General features: G+C 70.2%; 15 protein-coding genes. 6 read left to right on the top strand and 9 right to left on the bottom strand.

The window, feature by feature from the left end:
• Positions 1-154 precede the first annotated feature (154 nt).
• Together OG379_RS17960 and dacB are read right to left on the bottom strand one after the other, a co-directional pair.
• Complete coding sequence (locus tag OG379_RS17960; RefSeq protein WP_405663995.1) at positions 155-1,300, bottom strand: zinc-dependent metalloprotease; 1,146 nt, start codon at positions 1,298-1,300, stop codon at positions 155-157.
• A 48-nt stretch (positions 1,301-1,348) separates the two neighbouring features.
• Positions 1,349-2,833, bottom strand: a complete 1,485-nt coding sequence (dacB, locus tag OG379_RS17965; RefSeq protein ID WP_405663998.1) for a D-alanyl-D-alanine carboxypeptidase/D-alanyl-D-alanine-endopeptidase — start codon at positions 2,831-2,833, stop codon at positions 1,349-1,351.
• Positions 2,834-2,919: 86 nt separating this feature from the next.
• On the opposite strand from dacB, the gene OG379_RS17970 reads away from it, so the two are divergent.
• Entirely contained in the window at positions 2,920-3,414 is a 495-nt protein-coding gene (locus OG379_RS17970; RefSeq protein ID WP_104786950.1) for an inorganic diphosphatase, read from the top strand.
• Between the two features lie 195 nt (positions 3,415-3,609).
• On the top strand, positions 3,610-5,319 hold the full coding sequence (locus OG379_RS17975; protein ID WP_362927138.1) for a threonine/serine exporter family protein: 1,710 nt from the start codon (positions 3,610-3,612) through the stop codon (positions 5,317-5,319).
• A gap of 63 nt (positions 5,320-5,382) precedes the next feature.
• Here OG379_RS17975 and OG379_RS17980 read toward each other — a convergent pair whose 3' ends face one another.
• The gene (locus OG379_RS17980) at positions 5,383-6,834 is read right to left on the bottom strand and encodes a VTT domain-containing protein (protein ID WP_405664002.1); all 1,452 of its coding nucleotides are present in this window, start codon (positions 6,832-6,834) and stop codon (positions 5,383-5,385) included.
• Positions 6,835-6,983: 149 nt separating this feature from the next.
• Between OG379_RS17980 and OG379_RS17985 the strand changes: the two genes are divergently transcribed.
• Genes OG379_RS17985 through OG379_RS17995 form a run of 3 tightly spaced genes read left to right on the top strand, consistent with a single transcriptional unit; the run spans position 6,984 to position 9,450 of the window.
• Positions 6,984-7,349, top strand: a complete 366-nt coding sequence (locus OG379_RS17985; RefSeq protein WP_104786954.1) for a YbjQ family protein — start codon at positions 6,984-6,986, stop codon at positions 7,347-7,349.
• A 41-nt stretch (positions 7,350-7,390) separates the two neighbouring features.
• Positions 7,391-8,014: an NAD(P)H:quinone oxidoreductase gene (gene wrbA / locus OG379_RS17990; RefSeq protein WP_405664005.1), complete on the top strand. Its 624-nt coding sequence runs from the start codon at positions 7,391-7,393 to the stop codon at positions 8,012-8,014.
• A gap of 11 nt (positions 8,015-8,025) precedes the next feature.
• Positions 8,026-9,450, top strand: coding sequence for a glutamate decarboxylase (locus OG379_RS17995; RefSeq protein ID WP_405664007.1), 1,425 nt, complete (start codon positions 8,026-8,028; stop codon positions 9,448-9,450).
• A 3-nt stretch (positions 9,451-9,453) separates the two neighbouring features.
• On the opposite strand, the gene OG379_RS18000 is transcribed toward OG379_RS17995, so the two are convergent.
• From OG379_RS18000 to OG379_RS18020, 5 genes are all read right to left on the bottom strand, one after another.
• Positions 9,454-10,260, bottom strand: a complete 807-nt coding sequence (locus tag OG379_RS18000) for an ABC transporter permease (protein ID WP_405664010.1) — start codon at positions 10,258-10,260, stop codon at positions 9,454-9,456.
• A complete protein-coding gene (locus tag OG379_RS18005; protein WP_405664012.1) occupies positions 10,257-11,219 on the bottom strand; it encodes an ATP-binding cassette domain-containing protein in 963 nt (320 codons plus the stop codon). Before OG379_RS18005 ends, OG379_RS18000 begins: the two co-directional genes overlap by 4 nt.
• Before the next feature lie 79 nt (positions 11,220-11,298).
• On the bottom strand, positions 11,299-11,940 hold the full coding sequence (locus OG379_RS18010) for a PadR family transcriptional regulator (RefSeq protein WP_393755960.1): 642 nt from the start codon (positions 11,938-11,940) through the stop codon (positions 11,299-11,301).
• Positions 11,941-12,038: 98 nt separating this feature from the next.
• Positions 12,039-13,496: an aldehyde dehydrogenase family protein gene (locus OG379_RS18015; protein WP_393755962.1), complete on the bottom strand. Its 1,458-nt coding sequence runs from the start codon at positions 13,494-13,496 to the stop codon at positions 12,039-12,041.
• A 54-nt stretch (positions 13,497-13,550) separates the two neighbouring features.
• A complete protein-coding gene (locus tag OG379_RS18020; RefSeq protein ID WP_393755964.1) occupies positions 13,551-14,435 on the bottom strand; it encodes a helix-turn-helix domain-containing protein in 885 nt (294 codons plus the stop codon).
• A gap of 338 nt (positions 14,436-14,773) precedes the next feature.
• Here OG379_RS18020 and OG379_RS18025 point away from each other — a divergent pair, with 338 nt between their 5' ends.
• Positions 14,774-15,313 (top strand): ATP-binding protein, encoded by a 540-nt coding sequence (locus OG379_RS18025; protein ID WP_405664016.1) that lies wholly within the window; start codon positions 14,774-14,776, stop codon positions 15,311-15,313.
• Between the two features lie 95 nt (positions 15,314-15,408).
• Here the strand turns inward: OG379_RS18025 and OG379_RS18030 are convergent, their stop codons facing one another.
• Positions 15,409-15,651 carry a DUF397 domain-containing protein gene (locus tag OG379_RS18030; RefSeq protein ID WP_033296523.1) on the bottom strand — a complete coding sequence of 81 codons (243 nt, stop codon included), beginning with the start codon at positions 15,649-15,651 and terminating at the stop codon, positions 15,409-15,411.
• Between the last annotated feature and the right edge of the window lie 89 nt (positions 15,652-15,740).

Genomic DNA, 15,740 nt, shown 5'->3' on the forward strand with positions numbered 1-15,740 from the left:
CCTCCGAGTGCGCGGGACGGAGTCCCGTCACTCAGAGTGCGTCGATGGTGACAGAGCCAAGCTGTTCATCGAGCATTGCACGCCTTCCCATGCCCCTATGGTCCCTCGGATGGGTGATTGGAGAGGCAATTCCGTGCCACCGGACCGCCCAGGATCACGAGTCTGCCTTACGGTGCACCCTCGCCACCCAGTCCGCCGGTGCGGCGATCTCGGCCTTGGTGGGAAGGGTGTTGGGCGACGTCCACACCCGGTTGAAGCCGTCCATACCGACCTCGTCCACGACGGCCCGGACGAACTTCTCGCCGTCGCGGTACTGCCGGAGCTTGGCGTCGAGCCCCAGGAGCTTGCGCAGCGCCAGGTCCAGCCGGCTCGCGCCACGCGCCCTGCGCTGCTGGAACTTCTCCCGGATCTCGGCGACGGAGCCCACCACTTCGGGGCCCACCCCGTCCATCACGAAATCCGCGTGCCCTTCGAGCAGGGACATCACCGCGGTGAGACGGCCCAGGATCTCGCGCTGGGAGGGCGTCTGGACGATCTCCACGAGGCTGCGCCCGCCGTCGTCGCCATCCTCCCCCCGCTCGCCCTCGGGGCGGCTGCCTCCCGAGAAGGCCTGCGCGGCCTCGCGGAGGCGTTCGAGCACGGTCATCGGGTCGACGTCGGTCTCGTCGAGGAACGACTGGATTTCGCCCTGCAGATGGTCGCGGAGCCAGGGGACCCCCGTGAACTGGGTACGGTGCGTCTCCTCGTGGAGAGCCACCCAGAGCCTGAAATCGTGCGGGTCGACCTCGAGTTCACGTTCGACGTGGACGATGTTGGGGGCCACCAGCAGCAGCCTGCCGCCCCCCTTCGAGGACCCGGGCAGCTCCCGGCCGGCGGGGGCGAAGGTCTCGTACTGTCCGAGGACCCGGGAGGCCAGGAACGACAGCAGCATGCCCAGTTCGACACCGGTCACCTTGCCGCCGACCGCGCCGAGCACGGCGTTGCCGGGCCCGCTGCCGCGGCGTTCCTGCATCTTCCCGAGCAGCGGACGCAGCAGCTCACGGAAGCCCGCCACGTTGGCCCGGATCCAGCCGGCCCGGTCGACGACCAGGACCGGGGTGTCCTCGGGTTCGTGCCCCTCCGGGATCATCCGGGTGAACGAACGGACGTGCTCCTCCGAGGCCTTGGCATGCCGCCGGAGCTCCGCGACGACGGCGCGGGCCTCCTCACGGCTGATCTCGGGACCCGGCCGCACGAACCGGGTCGCAGTCGCGACCGCGAGATTCCAGTCGACCATCTCGGCACCACCGATGCTCGTCATGCGTCAACCGTACGTGAGGTGGTCGCCCGGTGGTGGGGTGTCAGCCGCTCACCGGGTGCCCTGGGTGAGTGTGGTGGCCAGGGTGTCGAGAGAGGCTTCCGCGTCGTCGGGCGATGTGGTGCCCGAGGCCAGGAAGGCGAAGGCGAGCAGCCGGCCCTGTGGGTCGACCGCGGTTCCGGCGAGGCTGTTCACCCCGGTGAGGGTGCCCGTCTTGGCCCTGATCAGGCCGGTCGCCGGGGACGTCGCCGTGTAGCGGTCGCCGAGCGTGCCGCTGAATCCGGCGACCGGCAGCCCGGTGAGTACGGGGCGGAGCTCCGGATGGTCGGGGCCGGCGGCGAGTGCGAGCAGCCGGGCCAGGAGCCCCGCCGTCACCTTGTCCGCGCGGTCGAGACCGCTGCCGTCGGCGAGCCGGGCGCCGCCCAGGGGCAGGCCGAGCGACTTCAGCCGGGCGGTGACGGCGCGGCGGCTCCCGGCGAACGAGGCGGGCTCCCCGGCCTTCAGCGCGGCCTGCCGTGCCAGCGCCTCGGCGATGTCGTTGTCGCTGTTGGTCAGGGCCCGCTCGACCAGGGCGGAGAGCGGCTTCGACAGATGCGTCGCCACCGTTCGCGCCTTGGCCGGGGCCCGTCCGGACGCGGGGGCGGACCGGGTGGCGACACCGGCGTCCTCGAGGAGGTCCGCGAAGGAGCGCGCGGCGTCACCCGCCGGGTCGTCCGTACGGGGGGCCGGCCCCCGGTCGCTCCTGTCGAGGCGGCCCTCGTCGACCATGAGCGCGCTGACGGGCGCGATGTTCTCGTTGGGGCCGATGGGGTGGAGTGCCGGACCGGAGTAGCGCGACGCGTCGTAGACCAGCCGCACGGGCCCGGCACCGGCGTCGCGCAGGGAGCGCGCCGTGTCGGCCGCCAGGGAGCGGAGGGCCGCCTCGTCCAGGGTGGGGTCGCCCCCGCCGACGAGAGCGATCGTCCGGGAGTCCGGGGACAGCCTGACCGTCGTCGCGATGCGGTGGGCGGGGCCGAGCGCGGAGAGCGCGGCGGCGGCCGTCGCGATCTTCACCGTGGACGCGGGAGTCATGGGCGTCCCCGCACCCCGCGCGTAGAGCTGCTTGCCGGTGGCCGCGTCGACGACCACGGCGGTGCGTACGGAGCCGAGTGCGGGCGCGTCCAGCAGGGGCGTGAGGGCGGCGACCAGGCCGCTCGCGCCCGCGGGGGCCGTGATGCCGCCCGTGGCGCCGAGGGCTCCCAGGACGGCCGGCGCGCTGGCTGCGGGCTCGGGACCGTCCGGCGTGGTCCCGTCGTGATGTGCGCCACCTGCGCGCTGCAGGACGGCCGCCCGGTCCCGCTCGGCCTTACGCTGACCGGAGTCCCAGGGACCGGTGGCCAGGACGGCACCGGCGGCGACCACCAGGCCGAGCACCGCGGAGCCTGCGACGAGCCGGAGGTCGTCCCGTCCGCTCCCACGCTTCAGGTACTTCGGGACTTTCCACTTGCCCCACCTGTTCAACGGTCCGTCCGTCGGTTTCTCCACCGGCTCGGCCACCGTTGACCAGCCCCTTTCGCGAGCACTCATCTGCGTGAGGGACACTTAACCACCAGTCGTATGTGTTGATCATGGAGGAGCCACCCGTGGAGTTCGACGTCGTTATCGAGATTCCGAAGGGTTCGCGGAACAAGTACGAGGTGGACCACGAGACCGGTCGGATCCGTCTGGACCGTCGACTCTTCACCTCGACCAGCTACCCGGCGGACTACGGTTTCGTCGAGAACACCCTCGGCGAGGACGGCGACCCGCTGGACGCGCTGGTCATCCTCGAGGAGCCGACGTTCCCCGGCTGCCTCATCAAGTGCCGCGCCATCGGCATGTTCCGGATGACGGACGAGGCCGGCGGCGACGACAAGCTGCTGTGCGTCCCGGCGTCCGACCCCCGGGTGGAGCACCTGCGCGACATCCACCACGTCTCGGAGTTCGACCGCCTGGAGATCCAGCACTTCTTCGAGGTCTACAAGGACCTGGAGCCCGGCAAGTCCGTCGAGGGCGCCGACTGGGTCGGCCGCACCGAGGCCGAGGCCGAGATCGAGGCCTCCTACAAGCGCCTCGAGGCGCAGGGCGGGAAGCACTGACGTAATCCCACGGTTCCGCCCACGGGCGGGACGGCGCGGATCACGGGGCATGGGCCGACCGGCCCAGCCGGTCTTACGGACAACGGGCGGCGCACCTTCACCGGTGCGCCGCCCGTTGCGTGTGGCGGCCCATGCCCGTGCACATACTGGGCAGAAGCGCTCCCGTAACGAGCGGTCGCGGAGGAACGAGGTCGAGTGGTGGCGGAACAGGGCGGTCCCGAGGACCAGAAGCCCCAGTCCGACGAGGCGCGCAGCGCCTTCGTCCCGCCGGCCGGTGTGGAGCAGCCCGCGGCCCCGTCCGAGGACGACCATCCGACATCGGAATTCGCCCTTCCGGCCGGTCTGCACACCGATCCGACGGCGTCGTCCGGGCCTGGCTCCGCTTCCGGGCCGGGGGGCGGGCCGGGCTCCGACACGCTCTCGTCGGCCTTCGTCCCGCCGAGCGGGTACGACGCGCAGCAGCACCCGCCGGCGTTCACTCCCGCGCACGGCATTCCGATGGTCCGGCTGACCAAGGAAGCCCCCTGGCAGGACCGGATGCGCACGATGCTGCGCATGCCGGTGACGGAACGTCCGGCGCCCGAGAGTGTGCAGAGGACCGACGACTCGGGGCCCGCGGTCCCGCGCGTCCTCGACCTGACGCTGCGTATCGGGGAGCTGCTGCTCGCGGGCGGCGAGGGCGCCGAGGACGTCGAGGCCGCGATGTTCGCCGTGACGCGGTCGTACGGCCTCGACCGCAGCGAGCCGACGGTCACCTTCACGCTGCTGTCCATCTCCTACCAGCCGTCCCTGGTGGACGACCCCGTGACGGCCAGCCGCACCGTGCGGCGCCGGGGGACCGACTACACCCGGCTGGCGGCCGTGTTCCGGCTGATCGACGACATCACCACGGCGGAGCACGTCGAGGTCTCGCTGGAGGAGGCCTACCGGCGCCTCGCCGAGATCCGCCGTAACCGGCACCCGTATCCGGGCTGGGTACTGACGGCCGCCGCGGGTCTGCTCGCCGGCTCGGCATCGGTGCTGGTCGGCGGTGGTGTGCTGGTCTTCATCGTGGCGGCGGCGGGCGCGATGCTCGGCGACCGGCTGGCCTGGCTCTGTGCCGGGCGCGGGCTGCCCGAGTTCTACCAGTTCACGGTGGCGGCCATGCCTCCCGCCGCGATGGGCATCGCTCTGACCCTCACCCATTCGACGGATGTGCGGCCCTCCGCGGTGATCACCGGTGGACTGTTCGCACTGCTGCCCGGAAGGGCTCTCGTCGCCGGGGTGCAGGACGGCCTGACCGGCTACTACATCACCGCGGGAGCCCGGCTCCTGGAGGTCATGTACTTCTTCATCGGCATCGTGGCGGGCGTGCTGCTGATGCTCTACCTGGGCGTCCAGCTCGGGGCCGAGCTCAACCCCGAGGCCCGGTTCGTGGCCAACGACCGGCCGGTGCTCCAGATCCTGGTCTCGATGACCCTGACGCTGGCGTTCGCCATCCTGCTCCAGCAGGAGCGTTCCACGGTGCTGGCGGTGACCCTCAACGGGGGCGTGGCCTGGGTCATCTACGGGGCGATGGCCCGCGAGGGTGGTATCTCGCCGGTGGCTGCCACGGCGGTGGCGGCCGGTCTGGTGGGGCTGTTCGGCCAGCTGTTCTCGCGCTACCACTACAGCTCGTCGCTGCCCTACATCACGGCCGCGATCGGCCCGCTGCTGCCCGGTTCGGCGACCTACTTCGGTCTGCTGGGCGTCGCGCAGAACGAGGTGGACACCGGTCTCGCCTCACTCTCCACGGCGGTCGCCACGGCGCTGGCGATCGCCATCGGGGTCAACCTGGGGAGCGAGATCTCCCGGCTCTTCATGCGGGTTCCGGGCGCGGTCGAGGGCGCGTCCCGGCGGGCGGCCAAGCGGACCCGCGGCTTCTGACGCACGGACAACGCCCCGGCCCCCTCAGGGGGACCGGGGCGCCGTCGGTGCGCTCGGGGGAGGTCAGCGCCTGTTCTGCCACCCGTACTGACCCGGGTCGTCCTCCTGGCTGTCGCCCGGGCCGGCCGCGGGGCGCTCACCGTAGGGTCCGCCGTCGGCGTACGGGCCGGGCTGCTGCTGCTCGCCGCCGTACCCGCCGTCGTATCCGCCGTTGTGGGGGGCGGCCTGGGCGCTACCGTACTGACCGGCCTGGTTGCCGTCGCCGTACTGACCAGCCTGGTTGCCGTCGCCGTACTGACCGGCCTGGTTGCCGTCGCCGTACTGACCGGCCTGGTTGCCGTTGCCGTACTGACCGGCCTGGTCCGAGGCGCCGTACCGACCGCTTCCGTACTGGCCGCCCTGGCCGCCGTACTGACCAACCTGGCCGCCGTACTGGCCGCCCTGGTCCGTGCCGTACTGCCCCTGTACGCCGCCGTACTGGCCGCCCTGCGCGCCGCCGTACTGCCCCTGGTCGCCGCCGTACTGACCGCCGCCGCCCTGCTGCGTGCCGTACTGAGCGCCCCCGTACTGGGCGCCCTGGCCGCCGTACTGACCGTTGCCGCCCTGCTGCGTGCCGTACTGACCGCCGCCGTACTGGGCGCCCTGGCCGCCGTACTGACCGCCGCCACCCTGGTCCGTGCCGTGCTGACCGCCGCCGTACTGGGCGCCCTGGCCGCCGTACTGGCCGTTGCCGTACTGCGCGCCCTGGCCGGTGCCGTACGGAGTCGGCTGGTCGCCGGTGTACCGGTAGGCGGCCGGGCCCTGGCCCTCGTCGTCCGCTCCGGCGTGGGGGCCGGCCGCAGGCCCGCCGTTCGAGGGGCCTTCGTCGTCCCCTCCACGCGTCGCGGCTTCCTTCTTCGACTTGCTGCGCGCCCGCAGGAACTCGATCGCGATCGGCACCACGGAGATCAGCACGATCAGGATGAGGATCATCTCGATGTTCTCGTGCACGAAATCGATCTTGCCGAGGACCGCGCCGAGCAGCGTCACGCCGACGCCCCAGAGCACGCCGCCGATGATGTTGAACGTGATGAACGAGCGGTAGTCCATCCGGCTCACACCGGCGATGATCGGCGTGAAGGTCCGGACGACGGGCACGAAGCGGGCCAGCACCAGCGACTTCGGGCCGTACTTCTCGAAGAAGTCGTGGGCCTTCTCGACGTTCTCCTGCTTGAAGAGACGGGAGTCCGGGCGCTTGAAGAGCGCCGGCCCCACCTTGCGTCCGAAGAGATAGCCGACCTGGTCACCGATGATCGCCGCCAGGGCGATCAGGAGGCAGACCAGCCACAGGGGGTACTTCAGGTCGCCCGTCGTCACCAGCAGACCCGTGGTGAACAGCAGGGAGTCGCCGGGAAGGAAGAAGCCGATCAGCAGCCCGGACTCGGCGAACACGATCAGCAGGAGGCCGGGCAGCCCGAAGGTGTTGAGCAGATAATCCGGGTCCAGCCAGCTCGGGCCGAGCGCAAGCGTATTCAAGGGTCCGGGCTCCAGGGTTGGTCGATGTGCGCGGCTGCGTGGCCGCCCCAAGCTATCAACGCTGTGGCGGACGCCTGGGTTCCACTGGCGTAAGCAAGGATGCGCGCGGAACGAACCGGGGCAAAGCTTTCCGCAGGAGGTGCCACATCATGAGCATCGAGGACTACGGCGGCGGACAGACACCCCAGGCGGACGTCCTGGTCGTCACCACGAACGACGTACCCGGACATCAGGTGACGCAGGTCATCGGAGAGGTGTTCGGGCTCACGGTCCGCTCCCGTCACCTGGGCAGCCAGATCGGCGCCGGTCTGAAGTCGATGATCGGTGGCGAGCTGAAGGGGCTGACCAAGACGCTCGTCGAGACCCGCAACCAGGCGATGGAGCGGCTCGTCGACCAGGCCCGGGCGCGTGGCGCGAACGCGGTGCTGATGATGCGGTTCGACGTGAGCGAGGCGGCCGACGTGGGCACCGAGGTCTGTGCCTACGGCACGGCGGCCGTGATCAGCAGGTCCTGACCGGCCCCTCTCCCCCTCTTCGATCTCCCGGAGGCTCCCGCATGCCCACGCCCGTCAACGTCGCAGTCGTCTACTACTCCTCCACCGGCACCGTCTCCACGATCGCCAAGGCCATCGCGCAGGACGCCGAGAACGCCGGCGCACAGGTACGGCTGCGCAAGGTGGCCGAGCTGGCCCCTCAGGCGGCCGTCAACTCCAACCCCGTCTGGGCCGAGCATGCGAAGGCGACCGCCGGAATCGCCGAGGTCTCGCCGGACGACATGGTCTGGGCGGACGCGGTGATCTTCGGTACGCCCACCAGGTACGGCAATGTCACCGCCCAGCTCAAGCAGTTCCTCGACACGCTGGGCGGTCTCTGGCAGGCGGGGCAGCTGGCCGACAAGGTCTACAGCGGTTTCACCGCCAGCAGCACCACGCACGGCGGCCAGGAGTCCACCCTGCTGGCGCTGTACAACACCGTCTACCACTTCGGCGGCATCCTGGTTCCGCCCGGCTACACGGATGCCACGAAGTTCGTGGACGGCAATCCGTACGGCACCTCCCATGTCTCGGGGCAGGGCGACATCCCGGTCGCCGAGCAGACCCTGACCGCCGCGCGGGTCCAGGCCGAGCGCGTCGTGAAATTCACCCGGGCCATCAAGGCCGGACTCGCGGCCGAGCACTGAGGAGCCCGACCATGCCGCTCCACAAGGGTTCGCACGGCGGGACCGCTCCGTCCGACGAACACCGCAGACTCGCCCTCAACCCGTTCTTCGGAGAGGCCGACCCGACCGCTCCGATGGTCGCGGCACCGCCGACGCACCGCCTCCCGGACGGCCCGCTGCCGCCGTCGACGGCCTACCGGCTCGTCCACGACGAGCTGATGCTCGACGGGAACTCCCGGCTCAATCTCGCGACCTTCGTCACCACCTGGATGGAGCCCCAGGCCGGTGTGCTGATGGGCGAGTGCCGGGACAAGAACATGATCGACAAGGACGAGTACCCCCGCACCGCCGAGCTGGAGCGGCGATGCGTGGCGATGCTCGCCGACCTCTGGAACGCCCCCGACCCGGCGGCCACGGTGGGCTGCTCGACCACGGGCTCCAGCGAGGCCTGCATGCTGGCGGGGATGGCGCTGAAGCGCCGCTGGTCCGCCAGGAACTCCGACCGCTATCCGGCGTCCGCCCGGCCCAATCTGGTGATGGGCGTCAATGTGCAGGTCTGCTGGGAGAAGTTCTGCACGTTCTGGGAGGTGGAGCCCCGCCAGGTCCCGATGGACGGCGAGCGCTTCCATCTGGACCCGCAGGCGGCCGCCGAGCTGTGCGACGAGAACACCATCGGCGTGGTCGGGATCCTCGGCTCCACCTTCGACGGTTCGTACGAGCCGATCGCGGAGCTGTGCGCGGCGCTGGACGACCTCCAGGAGCGCACCGGACTCGACATCCCGGTCCATGTGGACGGGGCTTCCGGGGCAATGGTGGCGCCGTTCCTCGACCCGGATCTGGTGTGGGACTTCCGGCTCCCCAGGGTGTCCTCGATCAACACCTCGGGGCACAAGTACGGCCTGGTCTACCCGGGCGTGGGCTGGGCGCTGTGGCGTTCACCGTCCGAGCTGCCCGAGGAGCTGGTCTTCCGGGTCAACTACCTGGGCGGCGACATGCCGACCTTCGCGCTGAACTTCTCCCGGCCCGGCGCGCAGGTGGTCGCGCAGTACTACACCTTCCTGCGGCTGGGCCGGGAGGGTTTCCGGGCCGTTCAGCAGGCGTCCCGGGACATCGCGGAGCGGCTCGCCGTCGGGTTCGAGTCCCTGGACGACTTCCGGCTTCTGACCCGGGGCGACGAACTCCCGGTGTTCGCCGTGACGACGAAGCCCGAAGTGAAGGCGTACGACGTCTTCGACGTGTCCAGGCGGCTGCGGGAGCGCGGCTGGCTGGTGCCCGCCTACACCTTCCCCGCCAACCGCCAGGACCTCTCCGTGCTGCGGGTGGTCTGCCGTAACGGCTTCTCCTCGGATCTCGCGGAGCTGCTGCTGGACGACCTGCGCGGGCTCCTGCCCGAACTACGTGCCCAGCCGCACCCGTTGCACCGCCCCCCGGGAGTGCAGACCGCCTTCCACCACTAGGGGTCAGCGGCTGAGCCGCGCGAACCTCCTCACCGCCAGAGGGAAGAACACCGCGATCAGCGCCACCGGCCAGAGCACCGCGAGAAGTTCGGCGTGTTCGGCGGCCCAGGAGCCGGACGCTCCGCCCGGGTTGCCGAACAGGCCGCGCACCGCTGTCGCCGTGGCCGACATCGGGTTCCACTCGACGGCCGCGCCCAGCCAGCCCGGCATCGACTCCGGCGAGGCGAAGACGTTGGAGAGGAAGCCCACCGGCCAGACCAGGACCTGCACGGCCTGCACCATCTCCGGCCTGCCCGCCACCATCGCGAGCTGGATGCCGATCCACAGCATCGCGAACCGCAGCAGGAGCAGCAGCCCCAGCGCGGCAAGCGCGGCGGCCGTGCCGTTGTGCCAGCGCCAGCCGAGGGCGTAGCCGACTCCGGTCATCACGGCGAGCGCGGCCACCGACTGGAGCATGTCGGCGGCGCTCCGCCCGACCAGGACCGCGCCCGAGACCATCGGCATGGAACGGAACCGGTCGATGACACCCTTGTTCAGGTCCTGGGTGACCGCCAGCATCGTGCCTTCCAGGCCGAAGGCCATGGTGAGCGCGAGCATGCCGGGCACCAGGAATTCGGTGTTGTCCCCGTCGACCCCGCTCCCGCCGCCGACCAGGTAGTTGAACATCAGGAGCAGCATCACCGGGAAGACCAGACCCACGACCACCTGGACCGGCTGCCGCGCCCAGTGCGCCAGTTCGCGCCGTGTCATCGTCCAGGAGTCGGCCAGTGCCCAGCCGATGCGTCCCGGTCCCGCCGTCGCCGTACTCATGCGGCCGCCTCCGTCTCCATGGGGGCGCGGGCCCCGCCGCCGGCGCCGGTGAGGGAGAGGAAGACCTCGTCCAGCGTGGGGCGGCGCACCGCGATGTCCTCCGCCTCGATGCCCGCCTCCTCGAGCGCCCGCACGGTCCGGGCCAAGGCCCGCATGCGGTCCGGGGCGGGTGCGCCGAGCAGCCGCCGGTCCTCGTCGACGGCCACCCCCTCGCCGAGCAGCGCGGCCGCCTCGGCCAGCCGGTCCGCGTCGCGGACGACGACGTCGATGCGGTCACCGCCGACCATCGCCTTCAGGCGGTCGGCCGTGCCCTCCGCGATTACCCTGCCGTCGTCGATCACAGAGATCCGGTCGGCCAGCTGGTCCGCCTCCTCCAGGTACTGCGTGGTCAGCAGGACGGTGGTGCCGCCGGCGGTCAGCGACCGCACGGCGCTCCACACCTCGGCCCGTCCCCGCGGGTCGAGTCCGGTCGTCGGCTCGTCCAGGAAGAGCACCTCAGGGTCGGTGATCAGGGACGCGGCCAGGTCGAGGCGGCGCCGCATGCCGCCGCTGTACCGCTTGACCGCCTTGCGCCCGGTGTCCGCGAGCCCGAACCGCTCCAGCAGTTCGTCGGCCCGCAGACCGGCCCGGCGGGCGCCCAGGTGGTACAGCCGGCCGAACATCTCCAGGTTCTGCCGGCCGCCGAGCTCCTCGTCGACCGCCGCGTGCTGGCCGAGCAGCCCGATCCGCCTCCTGACCTCGGCTGCTTCGGACCGCACGTCGAACCCCGCCACCTCCGCCCGGCCCCCGTCGTGCCGCAACAGGGTCGTCAGCACACGTACGGCTGTGGTCTTGCCCGCCCCGTTGGGGCCGAGCACCCCGTGGACCGTTCCGCGGCGGACGGCGAGGTCGAGGCCGTCCAGGGCGCGTTTGACTCCGTACCGTTTGTGCACTCCTTCGACGACGATTGCGTCGCTCACGGTGCCCACCACCCCTCCTGTAGTCAAACTTGACTAGCAAGGCGAAGGTATGCCCACCGAGACGATTCGTCAAACTTGATTAGTGGTGATCACCGGGGTCGGTGACACCTGTGGCGAAGGGATTTTCCTGGCCCTCCGCGAGCACTCCGACGAAGGGTTCGCCCTCACCCGCGAAGGTGTACGCCCCTGCCTCGATCCGGGCGATCAGGCCACGGGTCCACTCGGCCCCCGCGTCCGCCGAGTGCACCCACATGTTCATGATCTCGCCGATGTGCCCGAGCGACTCCGGGCCGTCCTCCGGCGTGTAGTGCTCCGTGACCGAGGCCCGCCAGCCCTCGATGGCGGCGACACGCTCCCTCAGGAGCGCCACCGCCTCGGCCCGCTCCAGGTCGACGATGAAGCCGATGCCGGCAGAGAGCACGTCCACGCTCTGGTCGTACGAGGTCAGCGAGGAGCGCAGCAGGGTGAAGAACTCCTGGGTGCCGCGGCCGGTGATCTCGTACTCGGTGCGGGGCGGGCCGCCGGCCGTGGACGGGGCGACCTCGTGGGCGAGGAGCAGTCCCTGCTTCGCCATCTGCTTGAGTGCGTGGTAGATCGACCCGGGCTTGGCGTTGGACCACTCGTGGGCGCCCCAGTACTCCAGGTCGTTGCGCACCTGATAGCCGTGCGCGCGGCCGTGCTGGCGCACGGCACCCAGGACCAGGAGACGGATCGCCGACATACCACTCACCCTTTGTAGTCAACTTTGACCAGGGTAGCCCGCCTCTTCGGCCCCATCAGTCCGGGCCCTGTCCTCGATCCGCGCGCGTCGGAGAGGGTTCAGAAAGGGAAGACCGTCCGCCCGTGCTGCACCGAGATCCACTTACGGGTGGTGAACGCCTCCACGGCGGCCTCGCCGTTCAGCCGTCCCATGCCGGACCGCTTCTCGCCGCCGAACGCGACCGCCGGATCGTCCTGCACGGTCGCGCCGTTGACGTGGAACATCCCGCCCCTGATGCGCCGGGCGAACCGCACCCCGCGCTCCGCGTCCGCCGTGTGGACGGCGCCACTCAGCCCGTAGGGGCTGTCGTTGACGATGCGGACGGCGTCGTCCTCGCCGTCGAACGGCACGAGCAGCGCCACGGGCCCGAAGATCTCCTGCTCCAGCAACGGCGATCCCTCCGGCAGCCCGGTCAGTACGGTCGGCTCGACGAGGTTGCCGCGTGTGCGGCCCCGCACGAGCGCGGTGGCACCGGCCTCGATGGCCCCGTCGACCAGCGCGGTGAGCGCCTCGGCCTGGAACGCGTCGACGACCGGCCCGATGCGGGTGGCGGGGTCGCGGGGGTCCCCTGAGACGAGGGCGGACACCGCGGCGGTGAACCGCCCGGTGAACTCCTCCTCCACGGACCGGTCCACCAGGATGCGGTTGGCGGCCATGCTGACCTGGCCCTGGAACAGGAAGCGGCTGTAGACGGCCGCGCGGACCGCGTGGTCGAGGTCGGCGTCCTCCAGCACTACCAGGGCGCTGTTGCCGCTCAGTTCGAGGATGGTCCGCTTGAACAGCCCGGCGGCGACGGCGGCGACATGACGGCCGACCCGGTCCGAACCGCTGAACGAGATCACCTTGGGCACGGGGTGCTGGATGAAGGAGTCGCCGATCTCGGCGCTGTCGGTGATCAGGACGTTGAGGAGCCCCGGGGGCAGCCCCGCGTCCTCGAAGATCCGGGCCACCAGGCTTCCGCCGGCGATCGGGGCGTTCTGATGGGGCTTCACCACGACCGCGTTGCCGAGCGCGAGCGCCGGGGCGACGGTCTTCATCGTCACCAGGAAAGGGAAGTTGAAGGCGCTGATCACACCGATGACCCCGACGGGCAGCCGGTAGACCCGGTTCTCCTTGCCGTCGGCGACCGAGGGCAGCAGCTGGGCCGACGGACGCATCGCCTGTCCCGCGGCCTCGCGCAGGAACTCCTGCGCGGTCCGCACCTCGAATTCGGCCCTCGCCCGTGTGCCACCGAGCTCATCGATGATCAGCTCGGTGATTTCGTCGCAGCGCTCCCCGACGAGCCGCACGGCGTTCTCCAGAACGGCCCGCCGCGCATAAGAACCGGCCACCGCCCATTCCCGCTGCGCGCGTTCGGCGGCCCGGTAAGCAAGGTCGACTTCCGCCGCGGTGGCCACGGTGACGGAGCAGAGTTTCTCGCCGTTGTAAGGATTGAAATCAATGATGTCCCACGCACCGTTGCCGGTCAGCCACTCGCCGTCGATGTACTGGCGGGCCAGTTCACTGGGGAAGGACATGCAATCCCTTACTGCAGGCGCAGACTCCTGTCGGTCACTCATCGTACTGGCGAATCACGTCAGTTGAAGGAGTCCCCGGAGAAGATCCCGGCTCTCCTCGGGGCCCGGACTGTCCTCGTGGAGCCGGACCATGGCCTTTTCGTACTGGGCGACTTCTTCGGCCTTGTCCAGATAGAGCGCACTTGTCAGCTGCTCCAGATAGACGATGTCCGACAGATCGGATTCGGGAAAACGCAGCATCGTGAATGCCCCGCTCTCACCGGCATGACCGCCGAAGCTGAAGGGCATCACCTGGAGAGTGATATTCGGCTGCTCCGACATATCGATCAGATGCCGCAATTGCGCACGCATCACCTCGCGCCCGCCGTACGGACGGCGCAGCGCCGCCTCGTCGAGTACGGCGTGGAAGCGCGGGGCGCGCTCGGAGACCAGCGCCTTCTGCCGCGCCAGGCGCAGCGCGACCCTGCGGTCTATCTCGGCTGCCGGGGCGCCGGGCATACCGCGCGCGACGACGGCATGGGCGTACGCCTCGGTCTGCAACAGCCCGTGGACGAACTGGACTTCGTAGATCCGGATGAGCGAGGCCGCCCCTTCCAGTCCGATATACGTCTGGAACCAGCCGGGCAGCACATCGCCGTAACTGTGCCACCAGCCCGCCACGTTGGCCTCACGGGCCAGACCGAGGAGCGATTCCCGCTCCGCCTCGTCCGTGACTCCGTACAGCGTGAGCAGGTCCTCGACGTCCCTGGCCTTGAAGCTCACCCGTCCCAACTCCATGCGGCTGATCTTCGATTCGGAGGCACGGATGGAGTAGCCGGCCGCCTCACGGGTGATGCCCCGCGACTCGCGCAGGCGCCTGAGCTGTGAGCCCAGGAGGATGCGCCGCACCACAGAACCACTCGACTCGCCTGCCGACACCGGCTTCCCAGCCCTCCCCATCGCTTCCCGTACTTCGGGGTCCCCCCGAACCCCGGAGGCGGATTCTGCCACCAAAACGCTTCACCCCGTACTCATTCGATTACAGAAATGGCAAGACTTTCCGAAAGCTTCAAAACTGTGAAGCGGAAGAAATGACTCGAACCGGCACGCTACCGGGCAGACCAGGCGCGTGCACGTGCATCTGCCCTTGCATCTGCCGTGCGCATTCGGAACCATGGTCCCCGCGCACCTGCGTGCTCGTTCGTGTTGTGCCGCTGTACCCGCAGTGCCCACTAGAAGCAGTGCCGCTACAGCCGCGAATCCCGGGAGTGCCTCGCATGGGGACGAATGGATCGACGATGCTCGAGCCGTTACGGCAGGGGCTTCCGCCCATCGACCCCTCGGCGGTCGCGGGCTCGGCCTCCTGCACGCTTCCGGCGCGGTACGAAGCGGTGGGCGGTGCACGGAGATTCACCCGTACGACGCTGAACTCCTGGGACCTGGGCGACCGCTTCGACGATGTCGCCCTGGTCGTCTCCGAGCTGGTCACCAACGCGCTGCGGCACGCCCTGCCGGCCGATACGGCGCGGGAGCGGCAGGACTCCTCCGTACGGCTGCATCTGATGCGCTGGTCCTCGCGCCTGGTGTGCGCGGTGCGCGATCCCAGCGAGAAGGGGCCGGTCGCGGGCGAGGCGCCGGATTCGGCCGAGTCCGGACGGGGCCTGTTCCTCGTCGAGTCGTTCAGCGACTGCTGGGGCTGGCACCCGTCCCCCGTACCGGTCGGGGACACCCCGCCCGACGGAAGGTTCGGGAAGGTGGTCTGGGCCCTGTTCCGGCTGACCGACCACACGACGACGGAGCGTCCCGTCCCGGTCGACGCCTTCCCCGACAGTTTGTAGTACGGCGCACCCCGGGGCATACCGGCGTGCGCCCGGGCGGCGGCTCGCGGCGTGCGCCGACCGCGCCGCCGTACGCTTGACAGCGTTCCGCGCGTTCAGCCGCCCGCGGCCAGGTGGTCGAACTCCCCGTCCTTGACGCCCAGCAGCAGCGCCTCGATCTCCGCCGGCGTATAGACCAGCGCGGGCCCGTCGGGGTGACGCGAGTTCCGCATCGCCACATTTCCGCCGGGCAGTTTCGCGAACTCCACGCATGATCCCTGGGAGTTGCTGTGTCTGCTCTTCTGCCAGACGACCCCGCGAAGCTCTGTGGCCGCCATGCCGTTGTACACGTGGTGCACAGGACGCTCCCCGAGTTGCAAGGTGCAAGTGTCAACTAGCTCGGATCATAGCTGTGTTCATATGCCAATGCATGAGCAGATGCACGTGC

It is taken from the genome of Streptomyces sp. NBC_01166, from assembly GCF_045039765.1.
Lineage (GTDB): Bacteria > Actinomycetota > Actinomycetes > Streptomycetales > Streptomycetaceae > Streptomyces.

Coding starts and splice junctions, on each gene's coding strand:
- OG379_RS18000 (WP_405664010.1), bottom strand. CDS start 10,260: ATGAGTACGGCGACGGCGGGACCGGGACGCATCGGCTGGGCACTGGCC.
- wrbA (WP_405664005.1), top strand. CDS start 7,391: ATGCCCACGCCCGTCAACGTCGCAGTCGTCTACTACTCCTCCACCGGC.
- OG379_RS18025 (WP_405664016.1), top strand. CDS start 14,774: ATGCTCGAGCCGTTACGGCAGGGGCTTCCGCCCATCGACCCCTCGGCG.
- OG379_RS17960 (WP_405663995.1), bottom strand. CDS start 1,300: ATGACGAGCATCGGTGGTGCCGAGATGGTCGACTGGAATCTCGCGGTC.
- OG379_RS17985 (WP_104786954.1), top strand. CDS start 6,984: ATGAGCATCGAGGACTACGGCGGCGGACAGACACCCCAGGCGGACGTC.
- OG379_RS18010 (WP_393755960.1), bottom strand. CDS start 11,940: ATGTCGGCGATCCGTCTCCTGGTCCTGGGTGCCGTGCGCCAGCACGGC.
- OG379_RS17995 (WP_405664007.1), top strand. CDS start 8,026: ATGCCGCTCCACAAGGGTTCGCACGGCGGGACCGCTCCGTCCGACGAA.
- OG379_RS18020 (WP_393755964.1), bottom strand. CDS start 14,435: ATGGGGAGGGCTGGGAAGCCGGTGTCGGCAGGCGAGTCGAGTGGTTCT.
- OG379_RS18015 (WP_393755962.1), bottom strand. CDS start 13,496: ATGTCCTTCCCCAGTGAACTGGCCCGCCAGTACATCGACGGCGAGTGG.